Origin of the sequence: Pseudomonas sp. IT-P4 (assembly GCF_949767755.1) — a bacterium.
In the GTDB taxonomy this organism is placed as follows: Bacteria; Pseudomonadota; Gammaproteobacteria; order Pseudomonadales; family Pseudomonadaceae; genus Aquipseudomonas; species Aquipseudomonas monachiensis.
This window is the reverse complement of record NZ_CATKPX010000100.1, coordinates 50656-66070: the sequence shown is the minus strand read 5'-3', so window position 1 is coordinate 66070 and position 15415 is coordinate 50656. Positions and strand designations below refer to the sequence as shown.

At 61.3% G+C, this 15415-nt stretch carries 12 protein-coding genes; all 12 read left to right on the top strand.

Annotated elements, in window-relative coordinates; translation table 11 throughout:
- Positions 1-101: 101 nt before the first annotated feature.
- The 12 genes from ACM6IT_RS27310 (at position 102) to ACM6IT_RS27255 (ending at position 15321) form a co-directional block, all read left to right on the top strand.
- On the top strand, positions 102-4241 hold the full coding sequence (locus ACM6IT_RS27310; protein WP_414919051.1) for an NACHT domain-containing protein: 4140 nt from the start codon (positions 102-104) through the stop codon (positions 4239-4241).
- Positions 4242-5198: 957 nt separating this feature from the next.
- Complete coding sequence (locus ACM6IT_RS27305; RefSeq protein WP_236709744.1) at positions 5199-5870, top strand: GntR family transcriptional regulator; 672 nt, start codon at positions 5199-5201, stop codon at positions 5868-5870.
- Between the two features lie 114 nt (positions 5871-5984).
- Positions 5985-6917 carry a 4-hydroxyproline epimerase gene (locus tag ACM6IT_RS27300; RefSeq protein ID WP_414919050.1) on the top strand — a complete coding sequence of 311 codons (933 nt, stop codon included), beginning with the start codon at positions 5985-5987 and terminating at the stop codon, positions 6915-6917.
- Complete coding sequence (locus tag ACM6IT_RS27295) at positions 6914-8029, top strand: NAD(P)/FAD-dependent oxidoreductase (protein ID WP_414919049.1); 1116 nt, start codon at positions 6914-6916, stop codon at positions 8027-8029. Before ACM6IT_RS27300 ends, ACM6IT_RS27295 begins: the two co-directional genes overlap by 4 nt.
- The gene (locus tag ACM6IT_RS27290) at positions 8022-8258 is read left to right on the top strand and encodes a 2Fe-2S iron-sulfur cluster-binding protein (RefSeq protein ID WP_056724745.1); all 237 of its coding nucleotides are present in this window, start codon (positions 8022-8024) and stop codon (positions 8256-8258) included. Before ACM6IT_RS27295 ends, ACM6IT_RS27290 begins: the two co-directional genes overlap by 8 nt.
- Positions 8255-9511 (top strand): FAD-dependent oxidoreductase, encoded by a 1257-nt coding sequence (locus tag ACM6IT_RS27285; protein WP_414919048.1) that lies wholly within the window; start codon positions 8255-8257, stop codon positions 9509-9511. Before ACM6IT_RS27290 ends, ACM6IT_RS27285 begins: the two co-directional genes overlap by 4 nt.
- Before the next feature lie 74 nt (positions 9512-9585).
- Complete coding sequence (locus tag ACM6IT_RS27280; RefSeq protein ID WP_056724741.1) at positions 9586-10335, top strand: AraC family transcriptional regulator; 750 nt, start codon at positions 9586-9588, stop codon at positions 10333-10335.
- 344 nt (positions 10336-10679) lie between these two features.
- Positions 10680-11498, top strand: coding sequence for a transporter substrate-binding domain-containing protein (locus ACM6IT_RS27275; protein ID WP_046042020.1), 819 nt, complete (start codon positions 10680-10682; stop codon positions 11496-11498).
- 10 nt (positions 11499-11508) lie between these two features.
- Positions 11509-13287 (top strand): aconitase X, encoded by a 1779-nt coding sequence (locus ACM6IT_RS27270; protein ID WP_056725104.1) that lies wholly within the window; start codon positions 11509-11511, stop codon positions 13285-13287.
- Positions 13280-13945, top strand: a complete 666-nt coding sequence (locus ACM6IT_RS27265) for an amino acid ABC transporter permease (protein ID WP_056724739.1) — start codon at positions 13280-13282, stop codon at positions 13943-13945. Before ACM6IT_RS27270 ends, ACM6IT_RS27265 begins: the two co-directional genes overlap by 8 nt.
- Positions 13946-13955: 10 nt before the next feature.
- Positions 13956-14606 (top strand): amino acid ABC transporter permease, encoded by a 651-nt coding sequence (locus ACM6IT_RS27260; protein ID WP_223541233.1) that lies wholly within the window; start codon positions 13956-13958, stop codon positions 14604-14606.
- A complete protein-coding gene (locus ACM6IT_RS27255) occupies positions 14599-15321 on the top strand; it encodes an amino acid ABC transporter ATP-binding protein (protein WP_414919047.1) in 723 nt (240 codons plus the stop codon). The genes ACM6IT_RS27260 and ACM6IT_RS27255 overlap by 8 nt, the downstream gene beginning before the upstream one ends.
- Positions 15322-15415: the final 94 nt, after the last annotated feature.

Sequence of the window (15415 nt, the reverse complement as noted above, 5' to 3'; positions counted from 1 at the left end):
CGGGCAGCATGGCATTGGCGCGGATTCCCCGCTCGCCGCATTCGGTAGTGATCACTGGGACAGCCCGGCCTTGCTCACGACATAAGCTGGTCGACCACTGCTTGTACCTCGGGCCGGCGCCGAGCGTTGAGCACCAGACACTCGCCCTTCTCGGCGGACAGTTTCGCCGTAGCGCGACCGATACCGGAGCCGGCACTGGTGATGATGGCGAGTTTTCCTGCGACGGTTACGCCGCTACTTCATCGACGTCGGCGTGCGGGTTAACCTACACGGAATTTTTTTGGCTGAAGAAACAGGCTATGGAAAAGGAACTTCCTTTCATCCCGCGTACCCTGGTGCACCAACATGGGCGCCACGGCCCCCTTCGTGATAGTGAGCTTGACCCACATCAAGCCCCGATCGTGGTATTGGGCGAGGCCGGGATGGGGAAAAGCCGCTTGCTCGCACAACTAGCTACACAACCAGGTTGGCACATCGTGCGAGCCGACGAGATCGATCTGGTTGACAACCCTGCTTCGGCAGTCATGCTGATAGATGCGCTCGACGAAACGACAGCCGCTGACGTCGATAGTACGCTGAAGGCGGTGTTGCAGGAATTGAAGAGAAGCAGCCGCCCGCCCTTCATTATGTCCTGCCGTGCCTCTGATTGGTCGCACACAAAGCATGCACGCTGGATCCAGGCCGCCTACGGCCAAGAACCCACAGTGCTGCGCCTGCAACCACTCGGTGATGAATGTATCAAGGCACTCTTGCGTGCATACCTTCCCTCCGAGCAGGTCATCACGCTTCAGTCACACCTCGAGCGCGTCGGCCTCACCCACTGGCTTGGCAATCCACACACGCTGAAACTGATTGCCGAAAGCACCGCACATGGCAAACTTCCCCACAGTCGCTCCGAACTGTTCCGACACGCCGTGGAACAACTGGTGAGCGAACATAATGACCTGAAGACAAAAAACGCGTTCGCCATCAATGACGCCTTCGAGTTGGCCGGCGCAGTCTGCGCGGCACTTCTGCTGACAGGCCACACAGCTATTTCACGCCAATCACAACCTGCCCGATCGACCGATGTCTCCATCATCGCACTGAAGCGACTGCCAAACGCCGATCGGGTCGAAGACTTGCTGGGCACCCGCCTGTTCAGGGCGCTGGATGCCAATCGCTTCGAATGCATCCACCGCAGCATCGCCGAATACCTGGCCGCTCACTGGCTGGTACACGAACCGCTGCCTCGCAGAAGCCAGCGCCGGTTGCTTGCGATGTTCCATCAGCATGGCATCGTGCCCTCTGGCCTGCGCGGCATGCACGCATGGCTGTGCATGAGCCCGAAACTGGCCCAAAGAGTGATATGCATGGACCCAGCAGGCGTCATCGAGAACGCGGACTTGGCCGGGCTTGATCCAGGCTCCATTACCCTGTTACTCAATCGATTGGAAGAGTGCTATTCGAGTAACCCAATGGCACTTTCCTGGTGGCGCCCCAGCGCCGCCGTTGAACTGGCTAGCAGAGGCCTGCTGGGCAAGCTGGTAGACATCGGCACGGATCGAAGCAAGCCAGTGCATCTGCGCCTGCTTGTTCTCGAATCGCTGGAGGCTTCGGCGAAGCTCGAGCCGTTCAAGAAGCGGTTATTGGCCGTCATGCTCGACAGCACGGATGTGTATGGCGCTCGCCGAGCAGCAGTTCAAGCACTGCTTACCCTCTTGTCAGGCGATGAGTCCCTTGAGTGCATCCGCGTCATGCATGCATGTGCCGACCCGGACTCCGTCAGGCTAGCCTTCGACCTTTCTTGCCTGGTCGATTTCGTCGGTGTCGAAAATGAACTACTTGCCGGCCTGATCATCGGCTGCTCAGACCAGAACGACCGCTTCGGTGAGCTGTGGGACAAGTTCGCCCTTCTCAAGTCCGACTTCCCGGCGTCGCGACGCACGCCACTGTTGAATTGCCTGATCGACCAGGCTCCCGTAGGGCTGTCCTGTACCGAGTTCTATACTCGGCAGGTTGACGAGTTTCGCGAACTGCTTACTGCGCTGACCTTAGCGGCGATGACGGACAATACGCTCTCTCCGGCTCAAGCCTGGCGAGCGTTCAGCTTCCTCTGCTCAATTCCGCTCTACCCAATGCTGGACCCCACCATTACTGAGCGTCTGGCCGCAGACCACGCCTTTCGCCGCGCCGTTCAACAACATGTGCTGTTCGACCGCACAAATGGCGAGAGCCTTGACCAACGACATGAGCGGCTGCAAGAGATCGGTCTTGACTGCTCGGAAAACGACGCGATCGAGATGCTGACGAGGCTAGACGCCGACGATCTAGAGGACGAGCGCTGGAAGGCTCTTGTAAGCCTAATGCATCACGACAACGAGCACGGTGTACAAATTCGCGCCGCCGCGCTGCGGTTTGCCGGCAGCCACCCGCAAAGGCTGGCGTGGGCAGGCAACATTGAACTGGACTTCAGCCGTCAAGCGAATTGGGAACGACAACGGAGCGAAAACCAGACCCGCGCGGAACAGGACCGTCACGACGCCGTTGCCCGGCTGAATGAGCACAAGGCAGCAATGGCCTCCATAAGCAAAGGTGATCACCAGTACCTGATGATACCGGCGCAAGCCTACCTGCGCGTATCTCGCCATAGCCTTGATGCAGGGGCCGGAAATGGCGCTGTCGTGCAGTGGGCAGGTGACGAATTGGCAGCCGCAGTTTTCCAAGGTTTCGAAAACTACCTACAAAACATTCAAACACGCCTATCGGTTGAAGCGATAAGCCAGTACTTCGCCCGATTCAGCCGGTACGAACGCAACGACCAGGAAGTGGCGTTGGCAGAGCTTTCCGCAGAGATCATCCTGGCTGCGGCAATCGAGCACGTACGCACCCGAAAGTCTTTGGAATGCTTAACGACCGAAGCGCTGTTCGCCATCTTTCTTTCGCTCAAACATCTCCCCTTCACGGCACCTGACACGCTGGAAACGCTGGTGTACCAGACGCTAGGCGAACGCAGCCTTCTGATGGAGGCCATACAGCTCTGGTTCGAACCCTGCCTGCTTATCGGCGAGCTCATCCCGCAGCTTTATCCAGATAACCCGGAGCCCTATAAGCAAACCGAGAAAATCCTGACGAAACTGGCAAGCGACTGGCTGGAGTGCCGACCGGACCTGCCCGAAACCTCGCAGAGCTGGTGCTTGAAGCATCTGGCCCTCAATGAGCCAGACACAGTCCCCCGAGCTCTGCGGCATTGGGGCCCCGGAAAATTTCGCACCATGCCGCTGTTCATTGAAGCCGCGCAACTCATCGTGAACTTCGAGGAAAAGTCGGCGCTACTCGACTGCACACCCGTGAACCCTGAACTGCTGCTGGCACTTAGTGAGTTTCATATGCTCACTCCCGATGTGGCCGCCACCATCTGGATCATCGAAAGATTCCGGGGCTGGTATCCCATGATCGGCTGGCTCAAGGGCAACCTGATCGATGAAGACTGGTCGAAACCGCCAAGTGAATACCTGCAACACCTAATCTTCCAACTAAGCGAGCAGCAAACCAACGAAGCACACTCGGCCATGGACCTACTGTGCGAAGCCTCCCGTGACAGTTACACCGATTACCTGTGTGAACGCCGCACCCTGCAACGCCAGAACGGCCAAGAACTAGCATACCAGCCACTCACGTTGGAGATGTTGCTGGCAATTAAGTGTGACGGACCACCGCGCACCGGGGCCGATTTGCTGGCCTTCATTCTCGAACAACTGGAAGATGTACAGCGCCGGATCAAGAATGACGAGCTCAGCTCTTGGAAGCTGTTTTACATGGACGACGGCGAGACGCCACAACTAGAAGGACGTTGCCGAGATCGTTTGATCGGTATGTTCGAACATGCAACGGCAGGTATCCGATTCGATCCCGAAAGACACGTGGTCGACCAAAAACGCGTGGACATCATGTGCGAAACCATGGGTATCACACTGCCCATCGAAATCAAGCGTGCCTGGAACGGGCAACTCTGGAACGCGGCCGACCAGCAGCTCGATGACGGCTATGTCAGCTTCCACAGTGGCTCGGGCCTGGGCATCTACCTTGTGCTGTGGTTTGGCGAGCACTCCAAAAAACCTCGCCGTCCAGCAGACGGAAGCCCGCCCCCCAGCTCCCCGGAGCAGCTGAAGATGATGCTGGTCGAGCGTAGCAAGGCTGCCACGCAGGGACGCGTGGCGGTGGTGGTGCTGAATATGACACGTAGCCAGTCAGCTAAGTGACCCGCAACTGCCCGTCAGCTTTTCGTCGCTTGAGGCCGCGGCGGAAACGCAGGCCATCCTTCGCGCCCTAAAGAGCGAATCGTCGACCAAACCTTCCTACCGGGCAATGCCCTTTCACGAACTGGTGCGGGAGCTCACCAATACCCTGCCGCTGGAGATCGAGGACGCGGCATTCTCACCAATAAACTCACCGACGGTAGAGCTTGAGCTGCTACAGGCTGATAGGCGGAGGCTTCGCACCCAGGCATCAGTTGTTCGGCCTAGCCAGGCAAATTTCAGAGAAAGCGTGCTGGCGCGATATGGCGGAGAGTATTGTGAGCGCGATGGAGGTGTGCCAGAACTGAAACTAGCTACCCGTAGCATTTCTGCTCGCGCACATAGCCCCCCCAGTCCTCGCAGACTACGCAGGCGCTGCAGACAGACCTCTGCTTGTTGGCGCTGATGCGATTTTGACGCAGGCTACCGGAATTCATTGACCCACTCGAGTACTCAAGAAATGATGACCTTGCGGGTGATTTCGGAGGCAGCGTGTGGGTCAGTCAAAATCAGCAACCTGGGTCAAAATCGCATCAGCGCCGACACTCTAGGCAGCTTGGGTTGCTGATCCAGTACACGGAGGCGCGCTGAATACCAGTCACGTCCACCCCGCCCCGCTTCAGAAATCGCCATTCGCGATCGCTCGCACACCCAGTGCAAATGGGGGCAAAACTGGGGGCACAATTCTATTTTTTCAGGCTGTAACTACCGCCCTAGAGCCAAGTCAAAATGTTCTTCGGGGATCCGGACAGCCTCTGAGAAGGCGACGCAGGCCTGAATGAAAACGGGCGCCTTTACAGGCGCCCGTTTTGTTGTCGCGGGTTGCATGACCGACACCGGGTGCATCGACGTCGAACCGGGGAAGATCAGCAAAAGAATTTCGTATACCCTAGCGCTATCTCACTCCAAATGACCGCCGCCGTGAACTTACCCAAACTCAACGCACCCGACCTTGGTAACACGCCTTCGACTTCGGAAATCATCACCCGCCATCTGCGCGATGCGATTGTCGCCGGGCATTTTGCCGAGGATGAGCCGATCCGCCAGGACGACATCGCCCGCCAGTTCAATGTCAGCAAGATCCCGGTGCGCGAAGCCCTCAAGCGTCTGGAGGCCGAAGGGTTGGTGATGTTCCAGCGCAATCGCGGGGCGATGGTCACGCGGGTTTCCGATGCGGAACTGGCGCAGATGTTCGAAGTGCGGATGCTGCTGGAGGACAAGATTCTGCGCCTGGCCATTCCGAACATGACCGAAGAGACCTTCGCCCGTGCCGAGCGCATCTGTCAGGAGTTTGTCGGCGAGGACGACGTGGGGCGCTGGGCCGAGCTCAACTGGGAGTTGCATTCCTGCCTGTACGAGCCGGCGCAGCGACCGTTTCTGGTGAGTCTGATCCGTTCGGTCAACGACAAGCTGGAGCGTTATCTACGCATGCAGATGAGCTTGTCGGCCGGTAAGGAACGGGCCGATCACGAACACCGCGAGATCCTGGCGGCCTGCCGCGCCGGGGATGTGGACCTGGCGGTGAAGCTTCTGGACGAGCACATTGCCGGCGTCTGCACGACCCTGTTCGAGCACCTGCCCCATAGCCACTGACAGCGACGAATGCTGTGCCGATTTCGTCATCGACACAGACTAAATCCATCAAGCCGACACCCCGCCGCACGGGCCACTCTTGCGTTCACTCAACCGAATGGACGTGGCCCTCCCATGAAACGCATTTCAGTGATCGACTCCCACACCGGCGGCGAACCGACCCGCCTGGTGACCGCCGGCTTTCCTGACCTGGGCACTGGCAGCATGGCCGAACGGCGCAAGGTACTGGCCGAACAGCATGACCAATGGCGCGCCGCCTGTGTGCTGGAACCACGGGGCAGTGACGTACTGGTGGGCGCCCTGCTCTGCACGCCGGTGGACCCTGGCGCCTGTGCCGGGGTGATTTTCTTCAACAACACCGGTTATCTGGGCATGTGCGGCCACGGCACCATCGGCCTGGTGGCGTCGTTGGCGCACCTGGGCAAGATCGGCCCCGGTGTGCACAGCATCGAAACACCGGTGGGCACGGTGCAGGCAACCCTGCACGAAGACCATTCGGTGAGTGTGCGCAACGTGCCGGCCTACCGTTATCGCAAGGCGCTGGCGGTGCAGGTGTCGGGCATCGGCCAAGTGGTCGGTGATATCGCCTGGGGCGGCAACTGGTTTTTCCTGATCGCCGAGCATGGACTGCGGGTGGCCGGCGACAACCTCGAAGCGCTGACCGCTTACACCTTCGCTGTGCAGCAAGCCCTGGAAGCCCAAGGCATTCGCGGTGAAGACGGCGGCTTGATCGATCACGTCGAGTTGTTCGCCGATGACGATCACGCCGACAGCCGCAACTTCGTGCTCTGCCCCGGAAAAGCCTATGACCGTTCGCCCTGCGGCACCGGCACCAGTGCCAAACTGGCATGCCTGGCGGCCGACGACAAGTTGCAACCGGGGCAGGTCTGGCGCCAGGCCAGCGTCATCGGCAGCGAGTTCGAGGGGGCCTACGAACTGCAGGGTGAGCGCATTGTGCCGACCATTCGCGGTCGCGCGTTCATCAGTGCCGAGGCGAGCCTGATCATCGAACAGGACGACCCGTTCGCCTGGGGCATTCGTCCATGAACGAGGGCCAGGTGGCCGATGTGATCGTGATCGGCGCCGGCATTATCGGCGCCGCCTGTGCCCAGGCGCTGGCCCGTCGCGGCTTGCAGGTGCTGGTGCTGGACGCCGGCCTGCACGGCGCCACGGCCGCCGGCATGGGCCACTTGCTGGTACTCGACGACAACCCCGCCGAACTGGCCCTGAGTCAATATTCATTGCAGCGCTGGCGCGAACTGGGCGCGGACCTGCCCGACAGCTGTGCCTATCGCTGCAACGGCACGCTGTGGCTGGCGGCGAATGCCGAAGAAATGGCGGTGGCCCACAGCAAATTCCTGAACCTGCAAGCCCAGGGCGTGGCTTGCGAACTGATCGGCGCCAGTGCCCTGCGCCAGCGCGAACCGGAACTGAGCGAAGGACTGGAAGGCGGTTTGCTGATCAATGGCGACGGCATTCTATACGCCCCGGCGACGGCCGGATGGATGCTCGAAACACCGAACATCCGCCAGCGCCGGGCACGGGTCAATGCGGTCGATGGCAACCGCGTCTGCCTCGATGATGGTCACTGGTTGAGTGCCGATGCCGTGGTGTTGGCCAACGGTATCCAAGCCAACGAGCTGTGCCCGGAATTGCCCATCGAGCCGAAAAAAGGCCACCTGCTGATCACTGACCGTTACCCCGGCAGCGTCACCCATACGCTGGTGGAACTGGGTTACGTCACCAGCGCCCACAACGCCACGGGGCCGTCGACCGCCTGCAATATCCAGCCGCGCCTCACCGGGCAACTGTTCATCGGCGCCTCGCGGCAATTCGGCACCACCGACCCGCAGGTCGAAGGCTGGATGCTCGCGAAAATGCTCAAGCGTGCCGCCGAGTACATGCCGGGGCTGGCCCGGCTCAATGGCATCCGTGCCTGGACCGGCTTTCGCGCCGCCAGCCCCGACGGCTTGCCGCTGGTGGGCCAACATCCACAATGTCAAGGCTTGTGGCTGGCAGTCGGTCACGAAGGACTGGGCGTTACCACCGCCCCCGGCACCGCCGATCTACTGGTGGCGCAACTGTTCAACGAAACCCCGCCACTGGCCGCACAACCTTATCTGCCCCAGCGTTTTCTCGGAGAACCGGTCTATGCCTGAATTGTTGCTGGACGGCCACGCCCTGAAAGTCGCCGAAGGCACCAGCGTCGCCGCTGCCCTGGCGTTGGCCAGTGACGGCTGCACGCGCACCTCGGTCAGCGGTCAGCGCCGTGCGCCGCTGTGCGGCATGGGCATTTGCCAGGAATGCCGGGTGATCATCGATGGCCGGCGTCGCCTGGCTTGCCAGACCCTGTGCCGTGACGGCATGCAGGTGGAGACTCGCCCATGAATGAATACGCTGATCTGTTGATCATTGGCGCTGGCCCTGCCGGGATGAGCGCCGCCCTTGCCGCTGCCCCCAGCGGCGCCCGCATTGTCATGCTCGACGATAACCCGCTGCCGGGCGGGCAAATCTGGCGCGACGGACCTCAAGCCAACGTGCCCGGTCAGGCCCGGCGCCTGCGCGAGCGTCTGGCGTCGTGCAACAACATTCGCCATCACGCCGGTACCCGGGTGATCGCCAACCCCGGCGCGAAACAACTGCTGGTGGAAGATGACGACCACGGCTGGTTGATCAGCTACGACAAACTGATTCTGTGCACCGGTGCCCGTGAATTGCTGCTGCCCTTCCCCGGCTGGACCCTGCCGGGCGTCACCGGTGCGGGTGGTTTGCAGGCGCTGATCAAGGCCGGTTTGCCGGTGCAGAACGAGCGCGTGGTGATCGCCGGCAGCGGCCCGCTATTACTGGCCAGTGCCGCCACCGCCAAACAGCATGGCGCGCAAGTGCAACGCATTGCCGAACAAGCCAGCCTTGACGCCGTCGCCGGTTTCGCCGCGCAACTGCCGCGCTGGCCCGGCAAATGGCTGCAATCGTTCAGCCTGTTCGACCACCATTACCGCACCGCCACCCACATACTGGCGGCGCTCGGCACCGACCGAGTGGAAGGCGTGCGCCTGCAACAACAAGGCAACATCGTCGAACTGGAATGTGATCGGCTGGCCTGTGGTTTCGGGTTGATTCCCAATATCCAGTTGGGTCAGGCACTGGGTTGCGCCATCGAAGATCAAGCTATCGCGGTGGATACCTGGCAGGCCAGCAACCGCGCCGATCATTATGCGGCGGGCGAATGCACAGGGTTCGGCGGCAGTGAACTGGCCTTGGTGGAGGGTGCGATTGCCGGCCACGCTGCGGTCGGCAATTTGCAAGCCGCCAGGCAATTGTGGCCGCGCCGGGCGCGCTGGCAGGGTTTCGCCAAGGCGCTGAACAGCGCGTTCGCCCTCAACCCGCGACTCAAGTCCCTGGCCCGCCCCGACACCCTGGTTTGCCGCTGCGAAGACGTGCCCTACGCGGCATTGACCGGTCACTCTGACTGGCGCGAAGCCAAACTCGCCAGTCGCTGCGGCATGGGCGCCTGCCAGGGCCGGGTGTGTGGCGGTGCAGTGCAGCATATGTTTGGTTGGCAGCCCTCGGCACCGCGCCCACCCTTCAGCCCGGCGCGGATCGAAACCTTGATGTCCCTGGACGATACCCCACCAGCGTGATGACCACGCCAGGGCTTTCGGCCACGCTGGCGAGCCTCTATGATCCCGGGGGTCATCCTCAGACCCCCAGCGCCATGTATCCCTCGCTCACTACCTTTAAACCTTGCGATCTGCCGACGCTGCTGAACAGCCTTCAGCCCATCGCGCCGTTGCTCGATACCCTGTCGGACGTGGTGTTTTTCATCAAGGACGGCGAGGCCCGCTACGCCTTCGTCAACCAGACCCTGGCCCGGCGTTGTGGTTTCAAACACAGGGACGAGCTGCTGGGGCGCACCGCCGAAATGGTCTTCCCGGAACGCTTCGGTCCGCTGTACACCGAGCAGGATCGGCGAGTGCTGTCCAGCGGTCGCGAACTGGCCGATCAGCTGGAGTTGCATTTGTATTATGGCAATCAGCCGATCTGGTGCCTGACCCACAAACTCGCCTTGAAGGATGAACAGGGTCGAATCGTCGGCCTGGCCGGTATCTCCCGCGACCTGCAATCGCCGCAGTCGAACCATCCGGCGTTCCAGAAACTCGCCGCCGTGGATGCCCATATCCGCCGCCACTTCGCCCGCTCCATCAGCCTCGCCGAACTGACTGCCATCGCTGGCTATTCCGTGGCGCAATTGGAGCGGCACTGCAAGCGGGTGTTCCAGCTCACCCCACGGCAAATGATTCACAAGGCGCGCCTGGAAGAAGGTTCGCGGTTGTTACTGCACACCGGGTTGCCGATCACCGAGATTGCCTTGCGCTGTGGTTACACCGACCACAGTGCCTTCAGCCGGCAGTTTCGGGCGCTGACCAGTTTGTCGCCGAGTCAGTATCGCGATAATCAGCGCTGAAGATCAAAAGATCGCAGGCTGCGCCAGCTCCTACGCCGACCGCGTACACCCGTGATTAAAGGGCGTACACCAATCCCGTAGGAGCTGCCGAAGGCTGCGATCTTTTGACAGCCAGTGTTCCTTAAAGGGGCGCCCGCGCTACCGCTGCTCCTATATGTAACACCTGCCCCCGATACCTTGGCGTCACCACATCTCGGGTTGCACCGCTATAAAACCTCTACGCCAAGGCCTGACAACTAATTCACCCATCGGACTGGAAATAGGCACGTTGATTGCTATTGTTAATATCGTATACGAAATCCCCAATACGATATTCAACAGCACTTCACATCAACGAGGCCTCTATGAAAAACCCCGCATTTGCCGTAGCCCTCAGCGCTGTTCTCAGTACCTCCTTTATCGCCACTGCCCAGGCCGACAAGCTCGACGACATCATCGGTTCGGGCAAGCTGCGCTGCGCCGTGACCCTGGACTTCCCGCCCATGGGCTTTCGCGATGCCAGCAACTCGCCGGCCGGCTTCGATGTGGACTATTGCCGCGACCTGGCGAAGATCCTCGGGGTCGAGGCCGAAGTGGTGGAAACGCCCTTCCCGGATCGCATTCCGGCACTGGTCTCCGGGCGGGCTGACGTGATCGTCGCATCCACCTCCGACACCCTCGAACGCGCCAAGACCGTTGGCCTCACCGTGCCCTACTTTGCCTTCCAGATGGTGGTGCTGACCCGCGACGACACCGGCATCAACGGCTTCGACGACCTCAAGGGCAAAGCAGTGGGCAACACCAGCGGCACCTATGAGGCCATCGCCCTGGAGAAAGACGTGAAGAACTGGGGCTCGGGCAGTTTCCGAGCCTACCAGTCGCAGAGCGATACCCTGCTAGCGGTCGCCCAAGGCCACATCGATGCCACCGTGGTCACCAACACCGTGGCCGCGGCCACCCTCAAGTCGGGCAAATACAAAAACCTGAAAGTCGCCGGTAACGCCCCGTACGTCATCGACTATGTGTCCCTGGGTGCCAAGCGCAGCGAGTTCGGCCTGCTCAACTACCTCAACCTGTTCGTCAACCAACAGGTGCGCACCGGTCGCTACAAGGAGCTGTTCGTTAAATGGGTCGGCACCGAGATCCCGCCGACCAACCTGACCGTGCCTCAGGTCTATTACTGAGATGTCCGGCATGCCTAGGCCAATTTCTCTGACCGGGCGCAGCCTGGTGGCGGGTGCCGCGCAAGGCGCCCTGCTGTTCGCCGATGTCGGCTTGAGTTTCTGGGGCGGAGTCGATCCCTGCACGGGTGAAGTCATCGACCGCCATCACCCGCTCAGCGGCCAACACCTGGCCGGCCGCGTGCTGGCGATTCCCAGTGGTCGCGGCTCGTGCACCGGCAGCAGTGTGTTGATGGAACTGATCAGCAACGGCCATGCACCGGCGGCATTGGTGCTGGCCGAAGCCGACGAAATCCTGACCTTGGGCGTGCTGGTGGCGCAGACCATTTTTGCCCGTTCCCTGCCGGTGCTGTGCATCGGTCGGGAGGCCTTCGCCGCCTTGCGCGGCCAGGCCTTCGCCCGGGTCGAAAATACAACGCTGAGCCTGTTCGATCACCTGCCGGGCGACGCCTGGCAGGCGCTCGACGGCCCACTGCCAAACACTGACAGCACCGCCTCGATCCGGCTCACCGAGCACGATCGGGCGCTGCTCGATGGTCGGCATGGCAAGGCCGCGCAAATGGCCATGCAGATCGTCCTGCGCATGGCCGAACTGCAGGGTGCCGAGCACTTGGTGGATGTCACTCAAGCACACATCGACGGCTGCATTTACACGGGACCGGCGAGCCTGCGCTTTGCCGGGCAACTGGTGCAATGGGGAGCAAAAGTGCGAGTGCCCACCACCCTCAATTCAATTTCCGTCGACCAGCGCCGTTGGCGCGAACTGGGGATCGACCCGGCACTGGGTGAACCGGCCAGTGCCTTGGGCGATGCCTATATGGCGATGGGCGCACAGCTCAGTTTCACCTGCGCCCCGTACCTGCTCGACACTGCACCGAAGGCTGGCGAACAAATCGTCTGGGCCGAATCCAACGCAGTGGTCTACGCCAACAGCGTGCTCGGTGCACGCACCCTGAAATACCCGGATTACCTGGACATCTGCATCGCCCTCACCGGTCGCGCGCCGCTGATCGGTTGCCACCTGGACACGCAACGCAAGGCCCGGTTGCAGATCGAGTTGCCTGCCCTCGGTGAACTGGACGATGCCTTCTACCCGCTGCTGGGTTACCACATTGGTGCCCTGGCCGGCAGTCGCGTGCCGCTGGTGCGGGGACTGGAAAAACGCAAGCCGAGCCTGGACGACCTCAAAGCCTTTGGCGCGGCCTTCGCCACCACCTCTGCGGCGCCACTGTTCCACATCGCCGGGGTCACCCCGGAGGCCATTGACCCGGCACAGGTGCTGGATGCGGACATTTCCATTGCCGTGGAAAAGATCCGCCTGAAGGACCTGCTGTCGAGTTGGCGCGCACTCAACAGTGCTCGCGATAACCGGGTGGATGTGGTGTCGCTGGGTAACCCGCACTTTTCCCTCAGCGAGTTCGCTCACCTGGCGCGACTGTGCCGGGGACGACAAAGACACCCGGATGTGGTGCTTGCCATCACCTGCGGCCGTGCCGTGTTGGAGCAGGCCCGCGAGGCCGGGCACATCGCCGTGATCCAAGGGTTTGGCGCGACCCTGGTCACCGACACCTGCTGGTGCATGCTCGGCGAACCCGTAATCCCCCTGGCAGCCAAAACCCTGATGACCAACTCGGGCAAATACGCCCACTACGCACCGGGCCTGGTCGGCCGCAAGGTGCACTTCGCCAGCCTTGCCGAATGCGTCGACGCGGCCTGCACCGCAACGGCCAGCGGACGTTTGCCGGCCTGGTTACAACCTGCTGCCCTACTGGAGAGCCCTGCGCATGTTTGACTACAGCTTCCAATGGCGCGCCGCCCTGCGCGCCCTGCCGGACATGCTCGGCGGTGCCATCGTCACCTTCGAAACCGCCGCGTTGTCGATGATCTTCGGCGTGCTGATCGCCCTGGCGCTGACGGTGATGCGCGAGGCCAAACACCCATTACTGCGCGGGTTCGGCAACGGTTGGGTATCGATTGCCCGCAACACCCCGTCGCTGTTCCAGATCTACATCCTCTACTTCGGCCTCGGCTCGCTGAACCTGCACGTCAGTTCCTGGTTCGCCCTGCTGGCCGGGATTACCTTCAACAATGCCGGGTATCTGGCGGAGAACTTTCGCGGCGGCCTCAAGGCCGTGCCGAACACGCAGGTGCGTGCGGCGCGTTCCCTGGGCATGAGTGCCTTCCAGGCCTACCGCATGATCATCGTCCCGCAACTGCTGCGGATCGTGTTCTACCCGCTGACCAATCAGATGGTCTGGGCGGTGTTGATGACGTCGCTGGGGGTGATCGTCGGGCTAAACAATGACCTGACCGGCGTGACCCAGGAATACAACGTCAAAACCTTCCGCACCTTCGAGTATTTCGCCATCGCAGCGGTGCTGTATTACTTGATTGCCAAGGCGATCGTCGCGGCAGCCCGGCTGATGGCCTGGCGGTTGTTCCGTTACTGAGGAGCTGTCCATGTTTTTCACCGATTTTTCCTCGAATGACCTGATGTTCCTGCTCAACGGTGCGTGGGTCACGATGCAACTGACGTTCTGGTCGATCATTCTCGGCTCCTTCGCCGGGTTGTTCTTCGGCCTGCTGAGGGCCTTGTTGCCACGGGCCAGCCTGCCGCTGGCCTGGGTGCTGGACGTGTTTCGCAGCGTGCCGTTGCTGATCCAGTTCGTGCTGTTCAACTCACTCAAAAGCATCGTCGGCTTGAACATCAGCGCCTTCAGCGTCGGCTGCATTGTGCTGGGGGTTTACGCGGCGGCGTACTTCACCGAGATCGTGCGAGCCGGCGTGCTGGCGGTGCCGTTCACCGTGCGCCGGGCCAGCCGTTCGCTGGGGCTGAGCTTCTTGCAGGACTTGCGCTGGATCGTCCTGCCGATGGCCACCCGGGTAGCGTTCCCCGGCTGGCTGAACCTGGTTCTCGGTGTCATGAAAGACACCGCGCTGGTGATGTGGATCGGCATCGTCGAACTGCTGCGCGCCTCGCAAACCATCGTCACCCGCATCCAGGAACCGTTGCTGGTGCTGTGCATCGCGGGCCTTATCTACTACGTCATGAGCCTGGTGGTCGCACGCCTGGGCGCTCGTCTGGAAAGAAGGTGGCAAGAAAATGATTGAGATCGACAACGTACATAAATCCTTCGGCAACCTCGAAGTGGTCAAGGGCGTCAACCTGACGGTGAACAAGGGCGAAGTGGTGTCGATCATCGGCGGCTCCGGCTCCGGCAAATCGACCTTGCTGATGTGCATCAACGGCCTGGAACCGATCCAGAAAGGCAACATCCGCGTTGACGGCGTCGAGGTCCATCACAGCGCCACCGACCTCAATCGCCTGCGGCAGAAAATCGGCATTGTGTTCCAGCAATGGAATGCCTTCCCGCACCTGACGGTGCTGGAAAACGTCATGCTTGCGCCGCGCAAAGTGCTGGGCAAAAGCAAGGCTGAAGCTGAAGAACTGGCGGTCAAGCAACTGACCCACGTCGGTCTGGGCGACAAGCTCAAGACCTTCCCCGGCAAGCTGTCCGGTGGACAGCAACAACGCATGGCCATCGCCCGCGCCCTGGCCATGTCACCGGACTACATGCTGTTTGACGAAGCCACCTCGGCCCTCGACCCGCAGTTGGTCGGTGAAGTGCTGGACACCATGTGCATGCTCGCCGAAGACGGCATGACCATGGTCTTGGTGACCCACGAAATCCGTTTTGCCCGGGACGTGTCCGACCGCGTGGCGTTCTTCCGCAATGGCCTGGTGCATGAGATTGGTTCGCCGGATCAGGTGATTGGCAATCCGGTGCGTGCGGAGACAGCGGCTTTCCTTAAATCGGTGAAATAGCCACCAGCCCCATCGTCGGAACGCCGCCCGGAGCAAGCTCGCTCCCACAGGGTTTGCGGCGTACACAGACCAGTGTGGGAGCGGGCTTGCTCGC

Coding starts and splice junctions, on each gene's coding strand:
- ACM6IT_RS27295 (WP_414919049.1), top strand. CDS start 6,914: ATGAACGAGGGCCAGGTGGCCGATGTGATCGTGATCGGCGCCGGCATT.
- ACM6IT_RS27285 (WP_414919048.1), top strand. CDS start 8,255: ATGAATGAATACGCTGATCTGTTGATCATTGGCGCTGGCCCTGCCGGG.
- ACM6IT_RS27275 (WP_046042020.1), top strand. CDS start 10,680: ATGAAAAACCCCGCATTTGCCGTAGCCCTCAGCGCTGTTCTCAGTACC.
- ACM6IT_RS27300 (WP_414919050.1), top strand. CDS start 5,985: ATGAAACGCATTTCAGTGATCGACTCCCACACCGGCGGCGAACCGACC.
- ACM6IT_RS27290 (WP_056724745.1), top strand. CDS start 8,022: ATGCCTGAATTGTTGCTGGACGGCCACGCCCTGAAAGTCGCCGAAGGC.
- ACM6IT_RS27255 (WP_414919047.1), top strand. CDS start 14,599: ATGATTGAGATCGACAACGTACATAAATCCTTCGGCAACCTCGAAGTG.
- ACM6IT_RS27270 (WP_056725104.1), top strand. CDS start 11,509: ATGCCTAGGCCAATTTCTCTGACCGGGCGCAGCCTGGTGGCGGGTGCC.
- ACM6IT_RS27260 (WP_223541233.1), top strand. CDS start 13,956: ATGTTTTTCACCGATTTTTCCTCGAATGACCTGATGTTCCTGCTCAAC.
- ACM6IT_RS27280 (WP_056724741.1), top strand. CDS start 9,586: ATGTATCCCTCGCTCACTACCTTTAAACCTTGCGATCTGCCGACGCTG.
- ACM6IT_RS27265 (WP_056724739.1), top strand. CDS start 13,280: ATGTTTGACTACAGCTTCCAATGGCGCGCCGCCCTGCGCGCCCTGCCG.